At 71.3% G+C, this 22,750-nt stretch carries 22 protein-coding genes; 12 read left to right on the forward strand and 10 right to left on the reverse strand.

The annotated features are described in order from the left end of the window. Positions 1-218: 218 nt before the first annotated feature. The 10 genes from ABZ565_RS19230 to ABZ565_RS19275 form a co-directional block, all read right to left on the reverse strand. Positions 219-1,094, reverse strand: coding sequence for a M48 family metalloprotease (locus ABZ565_RS19230; protein ID WP_361027892.1), 876 nt, complete (start codon positions 1,092-1,094; stop codon positions 219-221). A 550-nt stretch (positions 1,095-1,644) separates the two neighbouring features. Next, on the reverse strand, positions 1,645-2,766 hold the full coding sequence (locus tag ABZ565_RS19235; protein ID WP_361027895.1) for a hypothetical protein: 1,122 nt from the start codon (positions 2,764-2,766) through the stop codon (positions 1,645-1,647). Between the two features lie 65 nt (positions 2,767-2,831). After that, positions 2,832-3,464 (reverse strand): hypothetical protein, encoded by a 633-nt coding sequence (locus ABZ565_RS19240; RefSeq protein WP_361027898.1) that lies wholly within the window; start codon positions 3,462-3,464, stop codon positions 2,832-2,834. Then, a complete protein-coding gene (locus tag ABZ565_RS19245) occupies positions 3,461-4,678 on the reverse strand; it encodes a C40 family peptidase (protein ID WP_361027901.1) in 1,218 nt (405 codons plus the stop codon). Before ABZ565_RS19245 ends, ABZ565_RS19240 begins: the two co-directional genes overlap by 4 nt. Beyond that, positions 4,675-7,083, reverse strand: coding sequence for a hypothetical protein (locus ABZ565_RS19250; protein WP_361027904.1), 2,409 nt, complete (start codon positions 7,081-7,083; stop codon positions 4,675-4,677). Before ABZ565_RS19250 ends, ABZ565_RS19245 begins: the two co-directional genes overlap by 4 nt. Further along, positions 7,080-9,710: an ATP-binding protein gene (locus tag ABZ565_RS19255; protein WP_361027907.1), complete on the reverse strand. Its 2,631-nt coding sequence runs from the start codon at positions 9,708-9,710 to the stop codon at positions 7,080-7,082. Before ABZ565_RS19255 ends, ABZ565_RS19250 begins: the two co-directional genes overlap by 4 nt. Positions 9,711-9,732: 22 nt before the next feature. Then, on the reverse strand, positions 9,733-10,320 hold the full coding sequence (locus ABZ565_RS19260) for a TcpE family conjugal transfer membrane protein (RefSeq protein WP_361027910.1): 588 nt from the start codon (positions 10,318-10,320) through the stop codon (positions 9,733-9,735). Further along, the gene (locus ABZ565_RS19265) at positions 10,317-10,655 is read right to left on the reverse strand and encodes a hypothetical protein (protein ID WP_361027913.1); all 339 of its coding nucleotides are present in this window, start codon (positions 10,653-10,655) and stop codon (positions 10,317-10,319) included. The genes ABZ565_RS19260 and ABZ565_RS19265 overlap by 4 nt, the downstream gene beginning before the upstream one ends. A 36-nt stretch (positions 10,656-10,691) precedes the next feature. Beyond that, complete coding sequence (locus tag ABZ565_RS19270) at positions 10,692-11,990, reverse strand: conjugal transfer protein (RefSeq protein WP_361027916.1); 1,299 nt, start codon at positions 11,988-11,990, stop codon at positions 10,692-10,694. 227 nt (positions 11,991-12,217) lie between these two features. Then, entirely contained in the window at positions 12,218-13,120 is a 903-nt protein-coding gene (locus ABZ565_RS19275; protein ID WP_361027919.1) for a hypothetical protein, read from the reverse strand. Positions 13,121-13,482: 362 nt separating this feature from the next. Here ABZ565_RS19275 and ABZ565_RS19280 point away from each other — a divergent pair, with 362 nt between their 5' ends. From ABZ565_RS19280 to ABZ565_RS19335, 12 genes are all read left to right on the forward strand, one after another. Next, the gene (locus ABZ565_RS19280; RefSeq protein ID WP_361027921.1) at positions 13,483-14,055 is read left to right on the forward strand and encodes a hypothetical protein; all 573 of its coding nucleotides are present in this window, start codon (positions 13,483-13,485) and stop codon (positions 14,053-14,055) included. Then, the gene (locus ABZ565_RS19285) at positions 14,049-14,993 is read left to right on the forward strand and encodes a hypothetical protein (RefSeq protein ID WP_361027924.1); all 945 of its coding nucleotides are present in this window, start codon (positions 14,049-14,051) and stop codon (positions 14,991-14,993) included. Before ABZ565_RS19280 ends, ABZ565_RS19285 begins: the two co-directional genes overlap by 7 nt. Before the next feature lie 64 nt (positions 14,994-15,057). Next, positions 15,058-15,750: an SAF domain-containing protein gene (locus tag ABZ565_RS19290; protein ID WP_361027927.1), complete on the forward strand. Its 693-nt coding sequence runs from the start codon at positions 15,058-15,060 to the stop codon at positions 15,748-15,750. After that, complete coding sequence (locus ABZ565_RS19295) at positions 15,750-16,604, forward strand: hypothetical protein (RefSeq protein WP_361027930.1); 855 nt, start codon at positions 15,750-15,752, stop codon at positions 16,602-16,604. Before ABZ565_RS19290 ends, ABZ565_RS19295 begins: the two co-directional genes overlap by 1 nt. Further along, positions 16,594-18,132 (forward strand): CpaF/VirB11 family protein, encoded by a 1,539-nt coding sequence (locus ABZ565_RS19300; protein ID WP_361027933.1) that lies wholly within the window; start codon positions 16,594-16,596, stop codon positions 18,130-18,132. Before ABZ565_RS19295 ends, ABZ565_RS19300 begins: the two co-directional genes overlap by 11 nt. Then, positions 18,129-19,043, forward strand: coding sequence for a type II secretion system F family protein (locus ABZ565_RS19305; RefSeq protein ID WP_361027936.1), 915 nt, complete (start codon positions 18,129-18,131; stop codon positions 19,041-19,043). Before ABZ565_RS19300 ends, ABZ565_RS19305 begins: the two co-directional genes overlap by 4 nt. Continuing rightward, the gene (locus tag ABZ565_RS19310; protein ID WP_361027939.1) at positions 19,040-19,930 is read left to right on the forward strand and encodes a hypothetical protein; all 891 of its coding nucleotides are present in this window, start codon (positions 19,040-19,042) and stop codon (positions 19,928-19,930) included. Before ABZ565_RS19305 ends, ABZ565_RS19310 begins: the two co-directional genes overlap by 4 nt. Before the next feature lie 115 nt (positions 19,931-20,045). After that, positions 20,046-20,270 carry a hypothetical protein gene (locus ABZ565_RS19315; protein WP_018102192.1) on the forward strand — a complete coding sequence of 75 codons (225 nt, stop codon included), beginning with the start codon at positions 20,046-20,048 and terminating at the stop codon, positions 20,268-20,270. Next, the gene (locus ABZ565_RS19320) at positions 20,270-20,677 is read left to right on the forward strand and encodes a TadE family protein (RefSeq protein WP_079192924.1); all 408 of its coding nucleotides are present in this window, start codon (positions 20,270-20,272) and stop codon (positions 20,675-20,677) included. Before ABZ565_RS19315 ends, ABZ565_RS19320 begins: the two co-directional genes overlap by 1 nt. A gap of 1 nt (position 20,678) precedes the next feature. After that, the gene (locus ABZ565_RS19325) at positions 20,679-21,101 is read left to right on the forward strand and encodes a TadE/TadG family type IV pilus assembly protein (RefSeq protein ID WP_073966377.1); all 423 of its coding nucleotides are present in this window, start codon (positions 20,679-20,681) and stop codon (positions 21,099-21,101) included. After that, positions 21,101-21,526: a hypothetical protein gene (locus tag ABZ565_RS19330; protein WP_361027943.1), complete on the forward strand. Its 426-nt coding sequence runs from the start codon at positions 21,101-21,103 to the stop codon at positions 21,524-21,526. Before ABZ565_RS19325 ends, ABZ565_RS19330 begins: the two co-directional genes overlap by 1 nt. A gap of 5 nt (positions 21,527-21,531) precedes the next feature. Next, a partial coding sequence (locus ABZ565_RS19335) for a LysM peptidoglycan-binding domain-containing protein (protein WP_361027946.1) occupies positions 21,532-22,750 on the forward strand: 1,219 nt, incomplete at its 3' end.

Raw genomic sequence — 22,750 nt, forward strand, 5'->3', positions numbered from 1 at the left:
GACTCGGCGGCACCGTCCGGTACCACCCGAGAGGATCTTGCAAGCCCTCGTAATGCGTAGGTCTCGGGTTCGAATCCCGAAGGCGGCGCCGTTGAACCCCGGGTCGGGGGACCGACCTGGGGTTTTTGGTTTCGTGCCGGATGTCCGGCCGTGGTTGCCGGTGCCCGGCTGAGTGCCGCGGTTCCGGGCTGCCGCTGCGGCTCCGGGGGCCGGGAACGTCATGAGGGTCGGCTTCCGGGCGGTCCGGTCGTGAAGATTTCGAGCGCCCGGATTCGCGTGTGGAGCGGCGGATGCGTGGACAGGAGCCAGCCCAGTGGGCCCTGTTGCCTTTCCTCCATGTCGGCGCCCCGGTTCAGGGAGTCGGTGAACACGGTGATCAGCATCGGGCCGTAGCCGATGTCCCCGGCGAACCTGTCGGCGCGCAGCTCGCCGCGTCGGCCGGCCCAGGAGATGAGCAGGGGAATCGCCGGCAGGGCGAACGCCGGCGGGAAGGTGAAGGCGATGGCGACTGCGAAGCCGCCGCTCACCAGGACCAGGATGACCGCGGCCAGGACGGAGAACTGCGCCGCCAGGGCGACGGCGAACACCGTGACGTACGTCGCGATGATCATCGCGATGCGTGCGGGGAGCCCGTAGTAGACGCCGAGGAGCCCGGCCCAGGTGTGGCCGTTGACGTGATGACCCAGCTCGTGGGCGAGGACGGCGGCCAGCCGGTCCGGAGTGAGCCGGTTCAGCGAATTGCGGGTCACGCCGACCATGTGGCCCGCCGCGCCGAAGGCGTTGACCTCGTCGCTGTCCTCGATCCAGAGGTCGTAACGCGTGCCGTCCAGGCCGGCGCGCCGAGTGACCTCGTCCCACAGGGGCTGAAGGCGCGCGAGCTCGGCGGCGGTGGGCGGGCGCACCCGGTAGAAGAGCCTCGCCACCACGCGCTCGGTGGGGCGGTGGAACATCAGGGCGCCGGAAGCGAGCCAGACGAGGATGAACGACGTGCCCAGCCACGTCGGGAAGATCAGGGAGATCACCCAGATGATCAGGAGGCTCGCCAGCAGGTGGGGCAGGTGCAGCAGGAGCGTGGTCGTGCTCGACGAGTCCACCCTGCGACGCGTGGGCGGCGGCGCAGCGGGGTCGTACGCGGACGGGGGCCATGCGCCGGGTATGTGGGGGTGCCCGGGAGGCGGCGGTGACGGAACGGGGCCGGGGCGGTCCGACGGGGGCTGTGGGTGGGCTGCTCCCTGAAAGCCCTGGGAGTACCGGGGCGGCGCGAATCCGCCTGAGGCGCAAGGGGGTTGAGGAAGCGGAGGATGGGCCTGCTGCTCGTGCGGGTGGGGCGGCCGCGCCTGGGAGGCGTGCGCGTCCGGCGCTTCGCCGGGGACCGCGGGCTGATGCGGTTGCCGGGGATCGACGGGGTGGTCCATGGGAACTCCGCCCTGTGGGTGCCGGGAGCTTCAATGGGGCGCGTGGGCAGTCGGTTTGGGGTGAGCCGATACCGGCGGCCCAGGCGGGCGAGCCGGGTCAACCCTATGGTGCCGTCACACGTTCGTTCCATAGGGGGACGGGCCGTGACGGCAGCGGGTGTGCGCGCACGGCGCGGTCCGGCGGAGGGCATGGCCCGGACCGCGCCCTGGACCGGAGTACGCCCCTTGTTCAGCGCGAGAAGCGGTTCAGGGATCGGCGGTAGGTGCCCATGCCGATGAGCAGGGGCTTGGAGGGGGTCCTCCGCGGGGCGCCGGTCGCTGCTCGCTCGGGCTGCGGCGCGGCGTCGCGGGTGCCGGTGAAGACCGTGGCCGGGTGGCCGTTGACCAGGATGTCGTGGGTGGCGGCGACACGGAGCCCGGCGCTCTTGAGGGCTTCCTCGAAGGCCGGGACGCCCCGGCGGGCGCAGAGCAGGACGAAGCGACCCGTTTCCGGGCGCAGGACCCGGGCGAGGGCGAGGCTCGTGAGGTCCGCGAATTCCTCGTAGGGCATGGGCAGTTCCTCGTGCTCGCCCCACGGTGGGTCCGTCACCACGACGTCCACCGAGGCGTCGGCGACGGAAGGGAGGGTCAGGGCGTCCTCGGCGAGCAACCGGACGCGGCCGTCGCTCAGTGCCTCGGGCGGCAGGTTCTCGCGGTGTTCGGCGAGGTCCAGGTCGGAGTAGATGATCTCCCGCGCCGGCATGCCGAGCCGGGCGACGACGAAGGAGCCGCTGCCCGCGAAGGGGTCGAGGAAGATGTCGCCGGGATGCGGGTCGGAGGCCAGGACGAGCATCGAGGAGAGCTCGTGGGAGAGGGCGCCGCGGGCCTTCCTGGGCCGGGACGGCTTGGGAAGCCGGGCGCAGAACATGAGACTGTCCATGTCCAGGCGGCCGATGACCCAGTACTCCTGCCCGAGGCCGCCGGCCTCCAGGCGCAGCCCCGTGCAGGCGGAGATCGTGTGCTCGAGCTCCCGCTTCTGGGCGCCGCCGATGGACGCCAGCTCGCCGTCCACGTGCACCATGACGCGGAATCCCCGAGTGCGTTCCCCGAGAAGAGCGGGGAATTGGGACCTGCGGAGCGAGCCGGTCAGCTGGGCCACATTCGCGTTGATGTCACCGCGGTGGGTCTCACTGATCACCGCGAAGGCGTTTTTGGCGAACGGGATGGATGCCACTCGTTCCATCGGTGAGGTGGAACGGAAAAGCATGGCGCTGTCATCCTGGTATTCCGGCTGGAAGTCCTCGACGAAATGCGTCATCGCCTCGGCGACGATTGCACTGGTTCCGGCCGGGTACTGGATGAAATAGCGCATTCCGGAAGGCTACCGGACGCGCCGGCCGCGTTACGCTCCGAGCCGTCCGGCTCCGGTCTCCGCCCTCAGTTCTCCTCCACCGGCAGGGGCTCTGGCCCCCACGTGCCCTTCACGTCCCTGACGAGCAGGACCGCCGTCGGCCTGCGGTCGTCGCGTTCGCCCTCGGGGCTCGTACCGGCCCACACGAGATGGACGAGGACGGCGTCCGAGCGGTTGTCGTAGCGTTCCGCGACACCGGCGCGGATGCGGCAGTCCCGCCAGCGGTCGGTGGCCGACTCGCCCTTGAAGTAGTCCGGGTACGCCTTGCGGCCCTTGCCGGTGACGTCGGCGAGCAGGACCTTGCCGCCGAGGTCCACGAGGCGCCTCTCCAGCGTGGGCGGGACGTTGGCCTGGCGGGTCAGTTGCAGGGAGCGTTGCAGGGCGTCGTCGCTGACCGTCCCGGCGAGGGCGTCCCCCTCCCGTGACGCGGAGGCGGACGGCGACGCCGAGGGGGCGGCGGTGGTGGGCGCCGGGCTCGGGTCGGCCGGGGGCTCCGGGGTGTCCGCGGTGCGGGAAGGGGCCGGTGAGGCGGCCGGCGGGCGGGCCGTCGGTGCCCGGTCGGCGCTCATGTCCGGCCAGAGCAGGACGACACCGACCACGGAGAGAACCGCGGCCATGGCGAGCATGATGAGGCCCGAGCGCTCCGCGCTGCTCGTCACTTCAGATGTCCAATGCTGTCGAGCGATCCCATGCGGACGTCGGACTCCTTGACGACGTCATTCGTTCGCGGTGCCTCGATCTGTCTGTTGCCCCCCAGATAGATGGAGACATGGAAAATACCCTTTCCGCTCCCTGGGTTGTCCGAGAAGAAGAGCAGGTCACCCGGTTCCGCACCCTTCAGATTCGTCTGGTGGGTGACTCGCACCTTGCCGCTGTCGTGCTGCGCCTGGGCGGTGCCGCCGATCATGATGCCCGCCTTCCCGTAGGCGTACTCGGTCAGGCCCGAGCAGTCGAACCCCTTGATGAACCGGCCGGAATACCCGCCCGGGGAGCAGCAGATGCCGTACGAGGGGCCCAGCGTGTCCCCGCCACCCCAGGAGTAGGGCACTCCCTTCTGCGACCTGGCCGCCGCGATGATCTTCTTGGCGTCGCCGGTCGCGTTGACCGGCTCGGTGATGTCGCCCAGGGCGTCGTACTCGGCCTTGGCGTTCCGTACATCCTTGACGTACTGCTCGGAATGGTTGTAGCGGAAGATGGCGTCGTGCTCGGTCGTCGGGTCGGACATGTCGACGCTGTTCTTGCCGCAGAGGAGCGCCGCCGTGCTCAGGGCGGAGTCGAAGACGTTCTGCGGGTCGGTGTCACCGTCGTCGTCGCCGTCCTGGGCGACGCTCTCCCAGGTCTGCGGGATGAACTGGGTGGGTCCGACCGCCCGGTCGTAGGTGGTGTCGTTGTCGTACTTGCCGCCGTCGGTGTCGAGGATGCGCTGGGTGTTGTGGGTGCCGTCCAGGACCGGCCCGATGACCGGCGGCTCCACGTCGCCGTAGCTCGCCCCGGGCTTCTCGTTGACCTTGCGGCCCATGAACGTGCCGTGGTGCGACTCGATCTTTCCGATGCCGGCGAGCAGGGTCCACTTGAGGTTCTTGCACTTGGGGCGGACCTTCTTGATCTTCTGCTCCGCCGACAGGTACGCCTCACAGGTGGGCTTGGGGATGCCCGCCACCTCGACGCAGCTGGTCTGGGTGGGAACGGGGTCCTGGTGGAGGCTGGCGCCGCCCCCGGGCAGCAGGCCCGTACCGATGAACATGGCGAGGATGAAGAACAGCCAGGGCAGGAGCCCGGCTATCACCAGGCCGATGGCCCACTTCTTGCCACTGCTCATCGGCTCGGACGTGCTGCCCGGGCTCGTCGGTTTCGGTTTGGTGGCTGTGCTCACGCGCCACTACCTCCACCGCCTCCGCTGCGCGGGCGGCGGGCACGGGGGCGGCCGGCGGTGGAGCGGCGGCGGTTCTGGTGCTGGTTCCGCCTTCCGCTCACGGCACGGTTCAACCGCTGGCTGTCGCTGCGCTGCTGGCTCCTCGTCTGCCGCATCTGCCGCGACGCGTCCCGCGAGGCGTTCTGTGCCCGGCTCGGCTCCGCCCTGGGCCTGAGGAGATTGCGCTTCTCGGTCGCCACCGCGTTCTTGAACCTGCTCCTGGTGATCGGGGCGTCCTTGGCGAGGTAGCGGCCGGTACGGGCCGTGGCCAGCGTGGCCCGGCCGACACGGCTCTTGTTCAGGCGCTGCGTCGCGGCCTTGCGGGCGTTGGCCGCACGCTTCTTCGCGGCGTTCTTGAGCCGTGCCTTGAGTGCGGCCTTGGCCGATGTCTGCAGCGCGGCGGACGTACCGCCGGTTCCCACCGCGGCGGCGACCGTGGTGCCCAGCTTGACCGCGCCCTGCACGCGTTCCTTGAGCCCCTTCTTCGGCTTCTTCCGGCCGGCGCCCTTGGCGGCGCCGTCACCGCCCTCGCCCTCGCCCCCGCCCCCTTCGCCGGGCACCTTGCCGCGCCAGAGATCGCGCGTCTTCCCGCCCACCTTGCTGAGGGTGGCACCGTCCTTCTTGAACTGGTCCAGCGCGGACGGAGCACCGTTGGTGGCTCCCTTGAAGGTGCTGGCCTCCCCTCCGGTCTTGGCCGCCATCTTCTGGCCGAAGTTCGCCGAGACGTTCTTCGCCGCCGCGGTGACCTTCTTGCGGAAGACCAGGAAGCCGAGAGCGATGAAGTCGATGGAGAGGAACTTGATCGTCATGACCTGGCCGGTGTCCGCATCCAGCACCGCGATGATCATGACCAGGAAGAAGGCCAGGAACATCACGGACAGGAAAATGGCCAGGATGACGCGTACGACCCCCGATACCCATTTCCACATCATCTGCCGGCCGCCACCCGGCAGGATTCCCGCGACCAGGGCCGGCTGAGCACGGATGACTTCGACGGCCATCCAGATCTGGGACATCAGGAAGGTGCAGGAGACCGCCAGCACCAGCGCGACGACGATGATCGCGGCGAGGGCGATGAACCAGACGCTGAGCAGGTTGTCCAGCGAGGCGGAGATCTTCTGGTCGTCCATGGGGACGTCGCCGCCGCACGCATCCTGCACGGCCGGGTCGGTGCCCTTGACGTTCTTGCTGCCCTTGCCGTCGATGTACGTCTTCCACGACGGGTCGCTCTTGACGACGTCCTTCTTGAACTTCTCGATCGCGGCCTGCTGGGCGTCGTCGACCGCGGTGTAGATCGCCCAGGGGTTACCGGTGGCGGCCAGCAGGTTCTTCGCGAGACCGTCGAGGGAGAAGGTGTTGACGAATACCTTCCCGAGGGTGTCGAGCCACCCGCTCGAGTCCTTCTGCTCCTTCGCGACCAGGCCGGGCAGTACGAAGCGGTTGAAGTTGTACCGGGCGAGAGTGGCCTGGCCGTACGCGTAACTGCATTCCTTGCTGATGCCCTTGCCCGTGTAGAGCACCCAGATGGGCCGCTGGATGAACGCGTCGACCAGACCGTCGGTGATCGGGCGGCTCACGCCCTTCTCACGGCCGTCGTCCCGCCCGGAGCAGGTCGTCGGCTCGATCTTCTTCCCGTCGGCGTCCGGTTTCGCCTGGTCCGTGTCGCCGTCGCACCGCTGGGTGAGGATCACATCGGCGATCTCCAGCGAGAATTCCTTGGTCTTCCCGAGCACGCCGGTGTCGTCACCGTTGCCGATCAGGAAGGTTCCGGGGCTGGCCAGGGTCACGGTGGCGATGGAGGCGACGACGAGGGAGGTGCAGATCTCCATCCAGCCCTTGGAGCGCTGCTTGAAGAGAATGAGGTAGCCGCCCCAGAGCGCGACGATCGTCAGGAAGAGGGTCTTCAGCGCCAGGTTGTCGATGACCTGGTCCTTGACGGTGGCCGCGATGTCGGAGACGGGCGTCAGGAGCGTCTTGGCCAGGCCGAAGTCCAGGGCCCAGTCGACCAGCCAGCAGGCGAAGCCGATCACGGTCCTGATGACACTGAAGCCGACGCCTATCAGGAAGGAGATGATCTTGCTGATGACGTCGAGCATGCCGCCCGAGTCGACATTGAGGCCGTACGAACTGATCGGGACGCCGTTCCTGTCCACGACGTCGAAGATGCCCATGACCTTGCCGGGGTCGGGGGTCTTCGTCGGCGGTGTGCACCGGAGATCGAGTACGGTGCCGGGCTTCACCGACTTGCACTCCTCGGCCCACGCGCCATGCGTGAACATGAGCGTGAGCAGGATCGGCACGCCGATCAGCACCAGCAGGCGCAGCCAGGTGCGCGGCTGCCGCATCACCCCTGTGAGCGCGGTCATATGCGCTGCGCCTCCACCGCTTCCATGGCGTCGGCCGCCTCGATGGCCTCGGCGGGCTCGTCCAGCGTGGCGCGGCCCGGGGTCGTGTGGATGGCCTCGGCCGCGTGCTCGTCCGCCGGGATCAGGACCTTCATGCCGCCGATCCGCTTCTTCAGGTCGTAATAGAGGCACTCACCGGAGCGCAGCAGCCGTTCGTCGTCGGAGACGTTGATCGGCGAAAGGTCCTCCGTGACCAGCTTCAGCAGCTCCGGATCGGTGCCGTCCAGGCCCAGGAACTCAAGCCCACGAGCCGCCAGTTGGCGGTTGCGGTGGCGGAAGAGGAAGCGGTGCGAGACCAGACCGCGGATCTTCTCGCCGTACTCGGAGTTGGCCGGGCCGACGTCGTACGGGTCGTGGGAGCCGGCGAAGGCACCGCAGCCGTGCTTACGGCCGTCGTTGATGATCTCCAGGAGCAGTTCCGTACCCTCGGCGGACGAGGTCAGCCACCAGCACTCGTCCAGGAAGACGCCGACGAATTCCTCCGGGTCGGCGAAGGCGATCTCGCGGCAGAGGGCGGCCACCAGATACATCAGGCGCCAGCCGAACTTCTTCTCGACCTCCAGGCTGGACAGCCGGTGGCCCTCCAGCTCGGTCTTCTTGGGCAGTCCGATGTTGGCGGCGGAGAAGATGATCGTGTCGGCGTCGGTGATCTCCACGATCGGCAGGCTCGGGTCGAAGATCACCCGGCCCAGGTCCTTCTTGGCCAGCGAGCGCAGCTTCCGGGCGAGTTCGCTCGCCGCCGCCCGGACGTTGTGGTCGTCCGGGTCCTGCGGATCGGGCGTCTGCGCGCGCTCCGTCAGGGTCTCCAGGAGCAGCCGCATGCTCGGTTCGGGCGCCTTGTGCGTGGCGTCGATGGCGTCCGCGAGCGTCACGCCCTCGGTGGACATCGAGGCGATGTCCAGCAGCGGGGTCAGGAAGGACTCGGTGTAACGGGCGGCGCGCGGGCCCTTGAAGACGCGCAGCGGGTCCAACGACACCGAGGCGTCCTCGTCGACGGTGATCACCTGGGTCTCGCCCGGGCAGGCGCGGGCGAACCGGGCCCATTCCTGCTGGGGCGTACGGTCGATGGCCAGCGCCCGGCCGCGGCTGCGGGAGCGCCCGACGCGCCGGCCGGTCGTCAGGATCGAGTACATCGCGGTCTTCATGGCGACCGACTTGCCGGAGCCCAGCTCGCCGATGAAGACGGCGGACGCCGAGGCGTTCATGCGCGGGCCCAGGCTGAAGTCCACCAGGACCGGGCGGGCGCCGCCGCCGTTGAGCTGGAGGCCGAAGAGCGAGCCGCCGTCGTCGCCGAGCGCCTGTCCGCAGAACGGCAGGGACATCGCGAAGTCCTTGGCCAGCAGGAACTGGGCGTAGTCGTTCATGACCCGGGGCGCGGGTGCGCCGGGGAGCATGCTGTGGAAGAGGGATGCCTGCTCGCCGATGGGGCGGACCAGCGTGTAGTCGTTGCCGCCGAAGTGGTTGATCAGTGCGGCCGCCTTCTCCTCGGTCTCCTCCGGAGTCTGGCCCCAGACACACGTGACGACGCTGGCCCGGATCTCGACCTCGGTGGAGGACGAGGTGAGCCGTGAGCGGTATTCGTTGAGCGCGGTGCTGGCCTTGTCCAGGCTGGCCGGCACACCCGCCGTCTCCCCGTCGTACTCGCCTCGCTGGTGGGCGAGTTCGCGGGCCTGCCGGCGTGACTTGGGTTCGGCCTTCGAACCCTGCTCGATGTGCAGCCGGACCGCCCAGTCGACCGGGAAGCCGAAGTCGTCCAGGGCGGCCAGGTACTCGCTGCCCGGGAAGGCGAAGGAGTCGGGCATCTCCGCCAGGATGGAGAACGACTGGTAGCTGTCGCCGAACTCGGTGCTCGACTTCACGTAACGGTGCCGGAAGGGGTTGAGCGGTACGCCTCGCCGCTCCTGGACGCCGTCGCTGCGTCCGCCCTCATCGAGGATCACCTCGCTGTACGCGGCCACGGCCCGCCCGCGCCCCCTCACCGAGCGGGGTTCGTCGTACTCGGGAAGGAGCGGCTCGGCGAGTCCCCGGCGCGCGCAGTGGCCGTAGATCCAGAGGATCTCGCCCTCGGTGGCGGGCCGGAGCCGGATGGCGGACGGCCAGGTCGCCGCGAGGTGCCGGGCCTGCTCGGTCCGGCGCTCCTCCTCGGCCCTGCCGACCGGGGTGGTGGGCAGCCCGAGGGTGTTCATGATCTCGTAGTGGGCGGAGGACAGGACCGCGAACGCGCCCTGCTTGAAGTCGGTGTGCTTCATCGGGACGGCCAGGAAGTCGACCCGCCCCGAGAGCTCCATCTCCTCGAGCTCGTCCAGGACCCGCAGGGACAGGTCCACGTACTCGGGGGACGCGTCCAGGTCGATGCCCGCCGTCATGCGGGTGACCACGCTGGCCGCGTCCACCTGGGGGCAGAGGCTGAGCAGCAGGGCCTCGCCCTTGATCGCCTTGAACAGGGACTCCAGGGCGTTGAGCCGTTCGTGCTTGGCCGCCTTGGAGGCGTGGCTGTAGTTGTCGGAATCGACCCGCCACACGGCCCACACCGTCGCGTTGGTGGTCCAGATCAGATGGCCGCTGATGTGGCGCACGGGAAGACGCATGGCAGTTCATCCATCCTTCGGTTCAGTGCTGCCGCTCTGCTTCGTCGAGCAGTTCCTGGAGGCGGGTACGGGGCCGGGCCGGCGCGGTGCCGGACGCGGGCGGTGCCGCCTCGGCAGGGGGCCCTCCGGTACGGCCCGTCGTGGTGACGAGCCGTACCGGGCGGGCCTCGGGGGCGGGGGACGGCGCGGGCTCCTCGGGGAGCCGTACGTTGACGGTCACCCGTCCCGTCACCAGCTTGGTCTTGAAGGTTCGTTGCGGGCGGCCGGCCAGCCGGCCCCCCGGCGGCGATGTGCCGTAGGCCAGCAGCCCCAGCAGGGCCCGCGCGGGGTCACGGCCGTCCATCCGGGCGTACCGCATCAGCCACGCGAGTCCCCACGGGACCGCGACCAGGACCAGGGCGTTCCCGAGTCCGAAGAACGCCCACAGATCACGGAGGCCCAGCAGGAGCACGAAGACCACCACCATGGTGACGATCTGGGTGATCGTGTACGGGCCGCCGGGAATCCGCCCGCCGCCGGGGAGCTTGCCGATGACGAGAGGGTGCTTGCGTGCGCGCGTGTACGAACGCCCGATCAGCGGCTTCCCGTCGGACGGCTGCCCGCCGCTCACAGCAGGTCGGCCCGGCTCACCGTGGAGTCCAGCGGCTCATAGGGCTGGACCACGGAGATCGCGTCCTTCGGGGCGTCGGGAACCTCGCTGTCGACCATGTTGCTGAGCGCGTCCATGCTGCCGACGGCGAAGACCACGACGGCGCCCAGGATGGCCGCGGTCAGGGTGCCCGCCCACGACTTCGTCTTCACGTAGGCGAGGACGGTGCCGACGATCGCCATGGCCATGGCCGCCGAGACGGCGAGGGTCTGGACGTTGGTGATCGTGTCCTGGACCCAGGTGAAGACCTTGCCATTGGCCGCAAGTTGCACCATTTCGGTGTTCGCGTAACTCACTTGTGCTTCCCCTCGTGTGATCAGCTGGGTGGTGCGTCACTCCCCGGCGGTGTCCGCCGAGGCGTCTGAGGACTCGTCCGACGAGGCGTCCGGTGTGGACTCGGTTTCGTCGGCGACCGGTCCGGTCTGGTCCGGGGACAGCGCCGGGGCGGAGTCGAAGGACGCCACCTCCCAGCGCCCGTCCCGGGTGGTCAGGGTGAGTGCGTAGCTGAGCAGGTAGTCCTGGCCGCCGGTCGCCGCGCTCACGGAGACCAGTACGTGCCGCCGTGTGCCGTCCTGCGGGACGGTCTCGTCGTCCGCTTCCTCCGGTGCGTCGTCCTGGAGGCCGGTGACGAGCGTGGACTCGTACGGGGCCGGGGAGATCGCCGTGACCTGGAGGCCGGGGGAGACGTAGCGGTTCAGCTCGCCCTGCCCGGTCAGGTAGGCGGAGATGAAGCGGGTCACGGTGTCGGACACCGCGTCGTTGCGGCTGCTGCTGCTCTCCGATCCGTAGTCGAGCTCCCCGTGCGAAGCGGAGGCCGGGGCGTTCACCTCGGCCGGGAGGGAGGTCGCGGCGTACAGCGGGACCGGGCCGCCGGACGCGGTGGGGGACGCGGAGCCGGTCGGCGCCGGCGAGGCCGCGGCGGGGGCCGAACCCGGGGCCGAGCCCGAGGGGCCCGCCGGTGCCGGAGTCCTGGCGGGCTTGGACGGCTCCACCGTGCCGCCGGCCTCCGGCGTGCCCGAGACCTGGACGCCCACCCGGTAGTAGTGCATGCCCCGGTCGGTCATCTTGCCGGCCTTGTTCTTCGCCGAGACCCGGGCCGCGACTGTCACGGACCAGTAGCCCTTCTCCACCTGCTGGGCCGCCACGGTGACGACCCGGGAGGCGGAACGCGAGCCGGGCTCGTTCGCGAACGTCACGGGCTCCGAGTAGTACGGCAGCAGGTCGTCCTCCGTGCCCTCGCCCGCGGCCAGGTAGGCCGCGACGTAGAGCTCGGCGAAGCCCGAGGGGCCGGTGGCCGACGGGGCGGACCCGGTCCGGCTCTGCGTTTCCGCCGCCGTCGTCGCCCGTGACGAGCTCGCGACGGCGATCGCGAAGAACGCCAGCAGCGGCCCCGCCAGGACCAGGATCCACACCACGACGGTGACCATCTTGGTGAGGCCCGCCAGCTTGACGGTCGTCTGCTGCCAGCCGGTGGAGGCCTCGTCCAGCTCGTCGGTCTCGTCCTCGTCGGCCGCGTCGGGCACGGCCTGCGGTGCCGGGGCGTAGCGCGAGGTGCGCGTGGCCTTCGGCTGCGGGGGCGGTGTCTGCTCCGTCTTCTTCTGCTTCTTCGTGAGCCTGAGGCCGCGCTTCATCGCATGTCTCCCTGAGCGGTCCGCAGCACCGGGTGCCGGGGGCCGACGACGTCGTGTCCGTCCTCGTCCGAGGACGCGGTGGTGCTGGTGGTCACGGGGGTCCTCCGGGGCCTCTCGGTGGGTGGTGCGCCGGGCGGGACAAGGGGCGCGTACGGGGGAGGTGACTCCGGCCGTGTGGGTGTGACGCCAACTGCGAGCCATCCTGGGTGACTTGTGTCACCGGTTCGTCACTTCGCTGTCGCGAACCTGTCAGAGGTCGCGAGCGTGTCCGGGGCGGCGGATCCGTCGGAGGCCGCGAGCCTGCCGGAGGCGGCGACCGCGAGCCGGCGGACGGCCCTGCTGCGCCGCTGGCGCTGGCGGGCACCGTCCCGCGCGGAGAGGCGCGGGGAGACCGGATGACCGGCCGGCCGGTCCCGGTAGTAGCCCGTGATGAGGCGGGCGTCCTCCACCTCCAGGGCGCCCGACTCCAGTGCCCAGACGAGGAGTTCGACCAGTTCGGCGCGGGCGTCCCAGCCGGCCGCGCGCCCCGGTTCGTCGTCGGCGAGCAGCCGGTAGTCGGCGGCCCTCGCGAGGAGCAGGGTCAGTTCGGCCTGGGACGCGGGGCCGGGGCCGGCGGCGGAGATCCCGGCCGCGCTGTCCGGGTCCAGGGGCACGGCGGACGTGTCGTGCCCGATCAGGCGGCGCGTCAGGCGCAGGGTCTCCAGGGAGAGGTTGGCCGCGATGCGCCGGGGGCGGCGGTGGACGGGGTAGGTCCGGACGACCTCGTAGAGAGCGCCGACCGTGAGGGAGACCGTCTCCTCCCAGTCGTACTGCGGACGCAGCTGGCTGCGGGCGATGCGTATCGCCTTCGGGAGCATCGTCTGTACCACGGTGCGGGCGGCGAGTTGGGCGCCGGGGCCACCGGTGACGGCCGCCTTGAGCAGCGGCAGCAGGATGCGGTCCTGGGCGCCGGAGGTCCGGCAGGAGCGCAGGGTGTCGAGTACGGACTGCGGGCCGGTGAGTGCCGGGTCGCCGTACCAGCGGCGCAGATGCAGCCGGAACGTCTCGTCCTGGCCGAGGTCCGCCCACTCGGTGTTGAGGCGGCCCACAAGCCCTTCGCTTCTGGTGCGTGGTGGTGCGTCGGTGCGCATTGGATCTTCTCCCCCTGGACGTGCTGTGGAACACGGCTGATGGTGCGCCTCACCCCTTGACCTCGCGGCGGGACCGTCCGGACAAGGGTGGTCGGCGGGTCCGCGGCCGCGCGGACAAGGTCTTGTCCGGCCAACTCGATGACCCCGCCGCGTCATTGACAGGCAAGTGATCGGTGTGGCGGGTGAGGCGATCAGATTCTGCTCATACGCAGGTCAGCAACCGGCCCTTCTGTCACCGCAGTCGGACACAGTTGTGACAGAACGGCGCCCGTTCGGCCTGGGGTCGTCGTGCAGAATGACGGCACATCACTTTCCGGACGCAGAAGACGATGCGCACCACGGCGCATGACCAGGGGGGTCCGATGGCACGCGGGAAGAAGGCCGGCCTGATGGCCTGTTCGGGGATGGCGGCCTGCCTCCTCGTACTGGCCACGGGCTGTGGCGCGAAGGACGACGAAAAGCCCGCCGAGCCCACGGCGAGCGCCACCAAGGACGACGGCACGACGAAGAAGCGCGCGGCCGCCGAGCGGGACGCGCTGGCGGCGTACCGAGGGATGTGGGAGGCGCAGACCAAGGCGTACTCCACGGGCAGCATGAAGGACGTGAAGCTGAGTGAGTACACGACCGGCGACGCCGGCGCGATGATCATCGAGGGGTTCACCTACTACCAGAAGACGGGCATCGCCTTCACCGGCCCGCCGGTCATCTCGCCGAAGGTCACGGCCGTCGATGTGGACTCCTCGGTGCACACCGCCACGATCAGCGACTGCGTCGACATGACGGGCATCGTGGTGCGCCGTGCGACGGGCAAACCGATTGCGGGTGCGAAGGAGGACAACCGTCGTCCCTGGACCGCGAAGGCCACCACGGCCAAGGACGGCAAGGGTGGCTGGCGGATCGTCGACTACACGATCGACAAGGACCGGACATGCTGACCCCCAGGCGGTACGCGCGCGGCGTGCTCACCGGCCTGGCTGCCGGCGCCCTGGCCCTGGCCGGAACGCAGTCCGCCGCGGCCGACGGCGGAGTGAAGTGCCCGCCCGGAGCGCAGGTCTGCGACATCACCGCCGAGGACCCGGGCGAGCCCGGGGACGACGGCGGCTCCGGAGGGGGCACGGGCGGCGGTTCCGGGGGCGGCCGCAAGTGCCACCGGGAGAACGGCCAGGAGATCCCCTGCTACGTGCCGGGGCTCGGCTTCTGGAACGAATCCTGCTACTGGATCCTGCTCGACCCGCAGCCGCCGGCCGACGACTACATGATGTGGGGCAACCACAAGCCCGACGAGGGCGACATCTACCACCCCACGAACTGCCCCGACTTCCCGTACAAGGGCGCCGGGACCTTCGTACCCCGTGACACGTTCTTCCCCAACGGTGAGATCGGCAAGGACGCCGGGCCCACCCCGGCCGAGGTGGCCGAGCGCGCCGTCGCCCAGATGACCCTGAAGGGCGCCGACATCGGCATCGCGCCGGAGCCGGGCCGCACGGGGCTGGTCGGGCTGCCGGTCTGGATGTGGAACAAGCAGCACCCGAACACCACCGGGCCGCAGGCCAGGACCGTCACCGCCGGGTCCGTCACGGTCACCGCCACCGCCAGGGTGTCGAAGGTCGTGTGGAACATGGGCGACGGCTCATCCGTCACCTGCACGAAGCCCGGCGAGCCCTACCGGGCGTCGTACGGGAAGCGGGAGTCGCCCGACTGCGGGCACGTCTACCGCCACACCTCGCGCGGCGAGGCCGGAAACAAGTTCAAGGTCACCGCCACGTCCACGTGGACCATCCACTGGGAGGGCGGCGGTGAGAGCGGCGACCTGACCGAGACCCGGCGGTCCGCCACCACCGTGGCCATCGGCGAACTCCAGGTCGTCGGCTGACGACCGGGACGCACCACCGCCCGATGACGAGCGCGCGCAGCGAAAGCACTGCTGGAGGCACCCATTGAGCAGGACCAAGACCGCCGCCCCGCCCTACCAGGGCGGCGCGCCCGGCACCCCCGGACCCACCCCCGTGGCACCGCCGCGGGCACTGAAGCAGCGACGGCGCCGCCCGGCCCTCATCGCACTGTCCCTCGCGCTGACCGCGGTCGGCGGGCTCTCCGGCGCCCTGCTGTTCACGGCGACCGGCGAGCGCACCGACGTGCTCGCCGTCAGCCACGAGGTGGCGGCCGGCGAGGTCATCGAGGACGGCGACCTCACCGAGGTCTCCATCTCCCTCGACCCCGCCCTCAAGCCCGTGAAGGCGGCGGACCGGGGCAGCGTCGTCGGCAAGCGGGCCGCGGTCGCGCTCACCCCGGGCGCCCTGCTCGCCCGCGACCAGTACACCGGCACCAGCCTGCTCAAGCAGGGCGACACCCTCGTCGGCGTCGCCACCAAGCCCTCCCAGCGTCCCACCTCCGGGCTGTTCCCCGGGCGCAAGGTGCTCATCGTCAGCACCCCGGGCGAGAACGACGAGATGGCCGACGCCCCGCCGCAGACCATCGCGGCCACCGTCGTCGCGGTCGGCGACCCCGCCGACGCCACCGGGGTCGCCACCATCGACGTGGCCGTCCCGGCGACCGACGGACCGGCCCTCGCGGCGCGGGCCGCCACCGGCCGGGTGGCGATCGTCGTGAAGAGCGGGAGCGGTTCCTGATGTCCGTGATCGCGCTGGCCGGCGGGACCGGGGCCCCGGGGGTGACCAGCACGGCGCTCGCCCTGCTGCTCGCCTGGCCCCTGGATCCCGGGCGCCGGCTGATCCTCGCCGAGTGCGACCCCGACGGCGGCGCCGTGCTGGCGGGCGCCCTCCAGGGCCGCATGGACGCCCGCTACGGGCTGCGCAACCTCGCCGTGGCCCAGCGGAAGGACGAACTGGTCGAGGCGTTCTGGCGGCAGCTGGTCGACATCTCCGAGGACAACAGCAGCAGCCGGCTCCTGCTGCCCGGGATCACCGACCCCGCGCAGGCCGCCGGGCTCGACCCCGCCTGGGGGGGCCTCGCCGAACTGTTCGCCCGGATCGAGGACCACCAGCACGACGTCCTGGTCGACCTCGGCCGGCGCGGCGCGTTCGGGGCCTCGGCAGTGCTCGCCAAGCGGGCGGACGTCGTCGTGATGGTCGTCCGCAACACCCTGCGCGGGGTACAGAGCGCCCAGGTCCGCGTCGAGGCGCTGCGCAAGTCGCTGGCCGGGCCCGGCGGCACGGGCGCCGACGCGCTCGCCGTCCTGCTGGTCGAGGGCGGGCCCTACAAGTCGGGCGAGGTCGAGAAGGCGCTCGGGGTGCCGGTGCTCGCCACCGTTCCCTGGCGGCCCAAGCAGGCCGAGGTGCTGTCCGACGGGGTGGACGGCGGCAGCCGCTTCGACCGCTCCGACCTGATGCGCGCCGCCCGCGCGGCCACCGGGCCGCTGCGCGAGCGGGTGGCCCTGCGCCGCGACCGCCTCGCACCCCGCGCCCCGGGACCGTACAACCAGCAAGGACCGTACGGGGAAGGGGACATGGCCCATGCGCGCTAACCCCCTGCACCCCGACCCCGTGATGCACCCCAGCCCGGCCGCCGAGCACACCGTCATGCTCAAGCGCGGCGAATTCGGCCCGCCCCGGACCGACCCCCGCGACGGGCAGCGGTCCACCGCCGGGGTCTCCTCGATCCGGGCGATCGGTGAGACGCGCCTCCCGCAGGCCACCGTGGACTACCGGGTCGCCGGCGAGATCAAGAAGCGGGTCGCGGACCGGCTCGCCCAGGAGATCAAGGCGTCGGCCCGGATGAGCCCGGAGTCCCAGGCCCAGCGCGGCCGGGCGCTGATCAACGAGGCCGTCGCCGTCTGGTCCGACGCCATCGCCGTCGAGCGCGGGGCCAGTACCACCCAGGCCGAGGACGCCGCCCTCGCCTCCGCCGTGTACGACATGCTCTTCCGGGCCGGCCGGCTCCAGCCCTACCTGGACGACGAGCGCGTCGAGAACATCCTCATCAACGGCTACGACGAGGTCTGGCTCGACTACGGGGACAGCGGGCGGGTCCGGGTCGCGCCCGTCGCCGACTCCGACGAGGAACTCCAGGAGATGCTGCGGGATCTGGCGCGCCGTACCGGCCAGAGCGAGCGGACCCTGTCCACCGCCGACCCGTTCCTCGCGCTGCGCCTCGCCGACGGCTCCCGGCTCCAGGCCGTCACCGGGGTCACCCCGAAGACCTTCGTCACCATCCGCAGGCACCGCGTCAAGGACGTGGACCTCGCGGGCATGATCCGGCTCGGCGCCATCGACGAGACCCTGGCCGCCTTCCTCGCCGCCGCCGTGCGCGCCGAGAAGAACATCATGATCACGGGCGAGCAGGCGGTGGGGAAGACCTCGCTGCTGCGCGCCCTGCTCAAGGAGATCGACCCGGACGAGCGCTTCGCCACCATCGAGACCGAGTTCGAACTCTTCGCGCACACCAACGGCTTCCACCGCCAGGTCGTGCCGATGGAGTCCCGCGAGTCCAACGGCGAACGCGGCGCCGACGGCCGGGGCGCCGGCGAGATCACCCTGCTCGACCTCATCCACCGCGCGCTGCGCATGTCGCTGTCCCGCGTCGTCGTCGGCGAGGTCCGCGGCCAGGAGATCGTCGCCATGATGCAGGCGATGACCAACGGCAAGGGCGGCAACCTCTGCACGATCCACGCCCGCCGCCCCGAGATCGTCTTCGACCGCATCGCCGAGCTGTATCTGCTGGCCCAGGACAACATGACCGAGCAACTGGCCTACCGTCAGGCGGCCAACGGGCTCGACTTCATCGTGTTCGTCTCGATGCGCGACGAGACCCGCATCGAGGGCAAGCGCCACCGGTTCGTCTCGCACGTCCTGGAGGTCACCGGCATGGGCGAGAACGGCCGCCCCGCCACCAACCGGATCTTCGCGCCCCGCCCCGGCGAGCCGCGGGCCGTCCCGCACATGCACCCCTCCTGCCTGGAGGACCTGGTCCGGGTCGGCTTCCCCGTACACCTGCTGGACAATCCGCGCGGCTCCTGGCCGCGCCCGCTGGATCTCCAGGTGATGGCCGGATGAACCTGATGCTGATGTGGGTGCTCGCGGGACTCGCCGTCGCCGGCGGCCTGGTGGGCCTGGTCGCGGGCCTGGCCGGTACGACGGCCCCCCGCCCGGTCCGCCGCTCGCGCAAGGGGCTCGGCGGCAGCGTGGAGCACGACGCGGCCATGCGGCGCCGGACCCGCTGGGTGGCGGGCGGCGTCATCGCCCTGGCCGTCTGGGTGATCACCGGCGTCTTCACCGGCGGGCTGCTCGTCGGCGCCGCCGTGGTCGGGGTGCCCTGGCTGCTCTCGCCCACCAGGAACGCCACCGTGCGCATCGACAAGCTGGAGGCGCTCGGCGAGTGGACCCAGCGGCTGTCCGACGTGCTGCGGCTCGGCATGGGCCTGGAACAGGCGATGATCGCCAGCCGGCGCGGCGCGCCCGCCGAGCTGGAGCACGAGATCGCCGACCTCGCCGACCGCCTCCAGGTCGGCTGGCGGCCCGCCGACGCGCTGGAGTCCTTCGCCGACGCGCTGGACGACGTCACCGCCGACAAGGTCCTCGCCGCGCTGATGCTCTGCGCGTCGGACCGGGGTCCCGGCCTCGCGCAGGCGCTGGAGGACCTGTCCGAAGCGGTGCGCGAAGAGGTCGGCAAACGCCGCCAGATCGAGGCCGACCGGGCCAAGCCGCGCACCACCGTGCGGTGGATGACCATCATCACGCTCTGCGTGGTCGGGGCCGGATTCCTCGTCCCCAGTTACACCGCGCCCTACGGCACCCTGCTCGGACAGCTGGTCCTCGGCCTGCTGACGGCGGCGTTCGCCGGGGTGCTGATCTGGATGCGCTCACTGGCCGACCACCGCCCGGTGGCCCGGTTCCTGATCGCCGATCCGCGCAGCCGGGTCAAGCTGCCGGAACCGCCCGAACCGCTCCAGGAGGCCCAGTCGTGATACCCCCGGCCGCGATCTTCGCGGGCCTCGCCGTGGGCGGCGGCCTCGCCCTGCTCATACGTGAACTGGTCGGCCCGCAACCCGACTTGGCGTCCAGCCTGCGCCGCCTGAACGCCACCGCGCCGGAACCGGCGGAGGAGACGGGGCCGGTCAGCCGCGACGACGAGTGGGGCGCCTGGCTGCTCGAACACCTCCAGGGGCTGCCCGGGGTCACCATCCCGCACAAGGACCTGGCGCTGGTCGGGCAGACTCCCGAGCGGTTCCTGCTGCTCAAGGCGGCACTGGCGGGCGGAGGCCTGCTGATCCCGCCGTTCGTCGTCGGAGCCTGGACGCTGATGGGCCTCGGCGTGCCGTTCTACCTGCCGGTCGTGGTGGGTCTGGTGCTCGGCGCGCTGCTCTGGTTCATCCCCGATCTGTCCGTACGGGACCAGGCGGCGCGGGCGCGCGAGGAGTTCTCGCACGCGATCGCCGCCTACCTCGACCTCGTCGCGCTCAAGCGGGCCGCCGACTCCGGGCCGACCGAGGCCCTGGAGCGGGCCGCCGCCGTGGGCAGGGGCTGGGCCTTCACCCGGCTCCAGGAGGCGATGATGCGGGCCCGCGTGGACAAGGTCCCGCCGTGGGAGGCGCTGGTCCGGCTGACCCAGGAGCTGGACCTGCCGGTCCTGGAGGACGTCGCCGAGATCATGCGGATGTCGGCGCACGACGGCGCGGCCGTCTACACGACGCTGCGGGCCCGGTCCAAGTCCCTGCGGACCGAACTGCTCGCCAAGCAGGCCGCCGAGGCGAACGAGAACAGCGAGAAGATGACCGCCCCCGGGGCGCTCCTCGCCGTGCTCGTGATGCTGATGGTCGCCTTCCCCGCGGTGATCAACATCATGGCCACGTAACAGCGGTAACAACCGGCTACGGGCCGAACCGACGTCACGGCCAACGGCGTCTCCTCACAGGGGAGTCGACGCACACGAGACGCACACGAAGAGAAGGAACGAGGAGGCTCGCAGCATGAACGCGATCAACAAGCTCACGAACCGGGCCGCTGTATCCCTGACCATGGTCCTGGCGGTGCTGGCCGACCGCGTCGAGCAGGGCGCGAAGGACCCCGACCGCGGCGACGTCAGCATCACCACGGTGATCATCTGGGTCGCCGCCGTGACGGGCGCGCTGCTCATCGCCGGCACCATCGCGACGGTCATCGCCAGGTACAACGGCAAGCTGGCGGGCATCTGATGAAGCCCGCGGTCGTCGCGCGCCGCCCGCTGGACGACCGCGGCGACACCTCGGTCCAGATGGCGATCGTCTTCCCTTTCATCATCCTGCTGACGATCGCGGTGGTGCAGGTGTCGCTCTGGTACTACGCGCGCAACGTGGCCCTGACCGCCGCCCGCGAGGGCGTGGCGGCCGCCCGGGTCTACGAGTCCGGCCCGGGCGCCGGCGCGGAGCGCGCGCGGGCCGTGCTCGGCCGGATCGCGGGCAACACGCTGCTCGGCCCGTCCGTCTCCACGGGCGGCAGTACGGCGGAGCGCATCCGCGTCCAGGTCACGGGCCGCGCCCCTTCGCTGCTGCCCGGGGTGCCGGGGCTGACGATCACACAGAGCGCGTCCGGACCCGTGGAGCGCTGGACGACCGGGGGATGAAGTGAACTGGGACGACCGGGGGAGCGAGGCGATCCAGGCCGCGATCGTCACGCCGTTGATGATCATTTTCCTCTGCCTGGCCCTCGCGGGCGGCCGGGTGGTGACCGCCGGGAACAAGGTGGACGCCGCCGCCGAGGACGCGGCCCGCGAGGCGTCCATCTCGCGCACCGCCGGGGCCGCGCGCAGCAATGCCCTCGCCGCCGCGCAGGAGACGCTGGCGGACCAGGGCCTCACCTGCTCCGGCACGCGCGTCAGCGTGGACGCCTCGGGGCTCAACGCCCCCCTGGGCACCGTCGGAACGGTCCGCGTCACGGTCGCGTGCACCGTTCCGCTGTCCGACCTGATGCTGCCGGGCGCCCCCGGCAGCCACACCCTCACGTCGACGTTCACCTCGGCGGTCGACGCGTACCGGGAGCGCGACTGATGCGTACGTACGACGACCGGGGCGGCATCGCCGTCTACAGCGCCATCATCACCGTGGCGCTCCTCGCCGTCATCGGGATCACCGTGGACGGCGGCGGCAAGCTGCGCGCCACGGAGCGGGCCGACGCCATCGCGATGGAGGCCGCCCGGGCCGGCGGTCAGGCCATCGACCCCGCCCAGGCCATCCCGGGCAAGGCCGTCGTCGCCCAGCCCGCCGCCGCGCAGGCCGCCGCAGCCGCGTACCTCTCGGCGGCCGGGGCGCACGGCAGCGCGACGGTGTCGGCCGACGGGAGGCGGGTGACGGTCACCGTGACCGACACGTACGAGACGCGCTTCCTCACGGTCGTCGGTATTTCCTCCATGTCCGTCCACGGGGAGGGGCACGCCACGCTCATCCACGGTGTCGTCGCCCCCGAAGGGTCGTGATCGCGGTGCGTACGGTTGGCAATCTGATACGGGCCCTGCTGAGCCTCGCCGTCCTGGCGGCGCTGCTCGTCGGGCTGCCGGTGCTGCTCTGGTGGGCGACCGGCGTCGTCCTCGACAACGGGATCGAGGACCTGACCCACCTGTTCTCCCGGCAGGACACCGGGGGCGCCTTCCTGCTCCTGCTCGCCGCCGCCGGCTGGGTCGGCTGGGCGGGCTTCGCCTTCTCCGTCCTCCTGGAGATCCCCGCCCGGCTGCGCGGCGGTACGGCCCGCCGGCTGAGCGGCCTCGGGGCGAGCCAGCGGGCCGCCGCGACGCTGATCGGCGGCATCCTGGTGCTCCTGCCGACGGCCGGCTCGGCCCTCGCCGCGCCCGCCGCCGCGCCGGTCTCCGTCACCCAGTCGTACGCCCACACCGGCACCACGGACACCGCGCACGCCTCGGACGCCCGCACCACGCGGCAGACCGCCTCGGCCGACTCGTACACCGTGCGGGACGTGCGGCCCGCCGAGAGCCTGTGGAGCATCGCGGAGGACCGGCTGGGCGACGGCAACCGCTGGCAGGAGATCGCCGCGCTCAACGAGGGCCGGGTGATGACGGACGGCACGGTCTTCCACGCCCAGGGCTTCCTCCAGCCCGGCTGGAAGCTGCGGATGCCGGCCGGCACGGGGGCCGCCCCCGAGGCGGCGCACTCCGGGACCTCCGGCGAGACGGCGACCGTCCGCCCCGGCGACTCGCTGGGCGCCATCGCGGACCGCGAACTCGGCGACCCCGCGCGCTACGGGGAGATCTTCGACCTCAACCGGGGTACGGAGCTGCCGGGCGGCGGCACGTTCACGAACCCGGACCTGATCATTCCGGGCCAGCAGCTGAAGCTGCCGGCGTCGGGCCCGCAGGAGACGGACCCGGCGGAGCCCCGGCCGGCGGAGCCCCGGCCGGCGGAGCCCCGGCCGGCGGAGCCGGCGAAGCCGAAGCCTGCGGAGACCGGGAAGCCGGACCCGGCGGAGACGGCCCGCCCGGCACCGGCCAAGCCGGCGGAGAGCGCCAAGCCTGCGCCTGCCGAGTCGGCGAAGCCGAAGCCTGCCGAGCCCGCGCCGGCCAAGCCCGCCGAGTCGGCGAAGCCGAAGCCGGCCGAGCCCGCGCCGGCCAAGCCCGCCGAGTCGGCGAAGCCGAAGCCGGCCGAGCCCGCGCCGGCCAAGCCCGCCGAGTCGGCGAAGCCGAAGCCCG

This window comes from Streptomyces sp. NPDC016469, assembly GCF_040632905.1.
Lineage (GTDB): Bacteria > Actinomycetota > Actinomycetes > Streptomycetales > Streptomycetaceae > Streptomyces.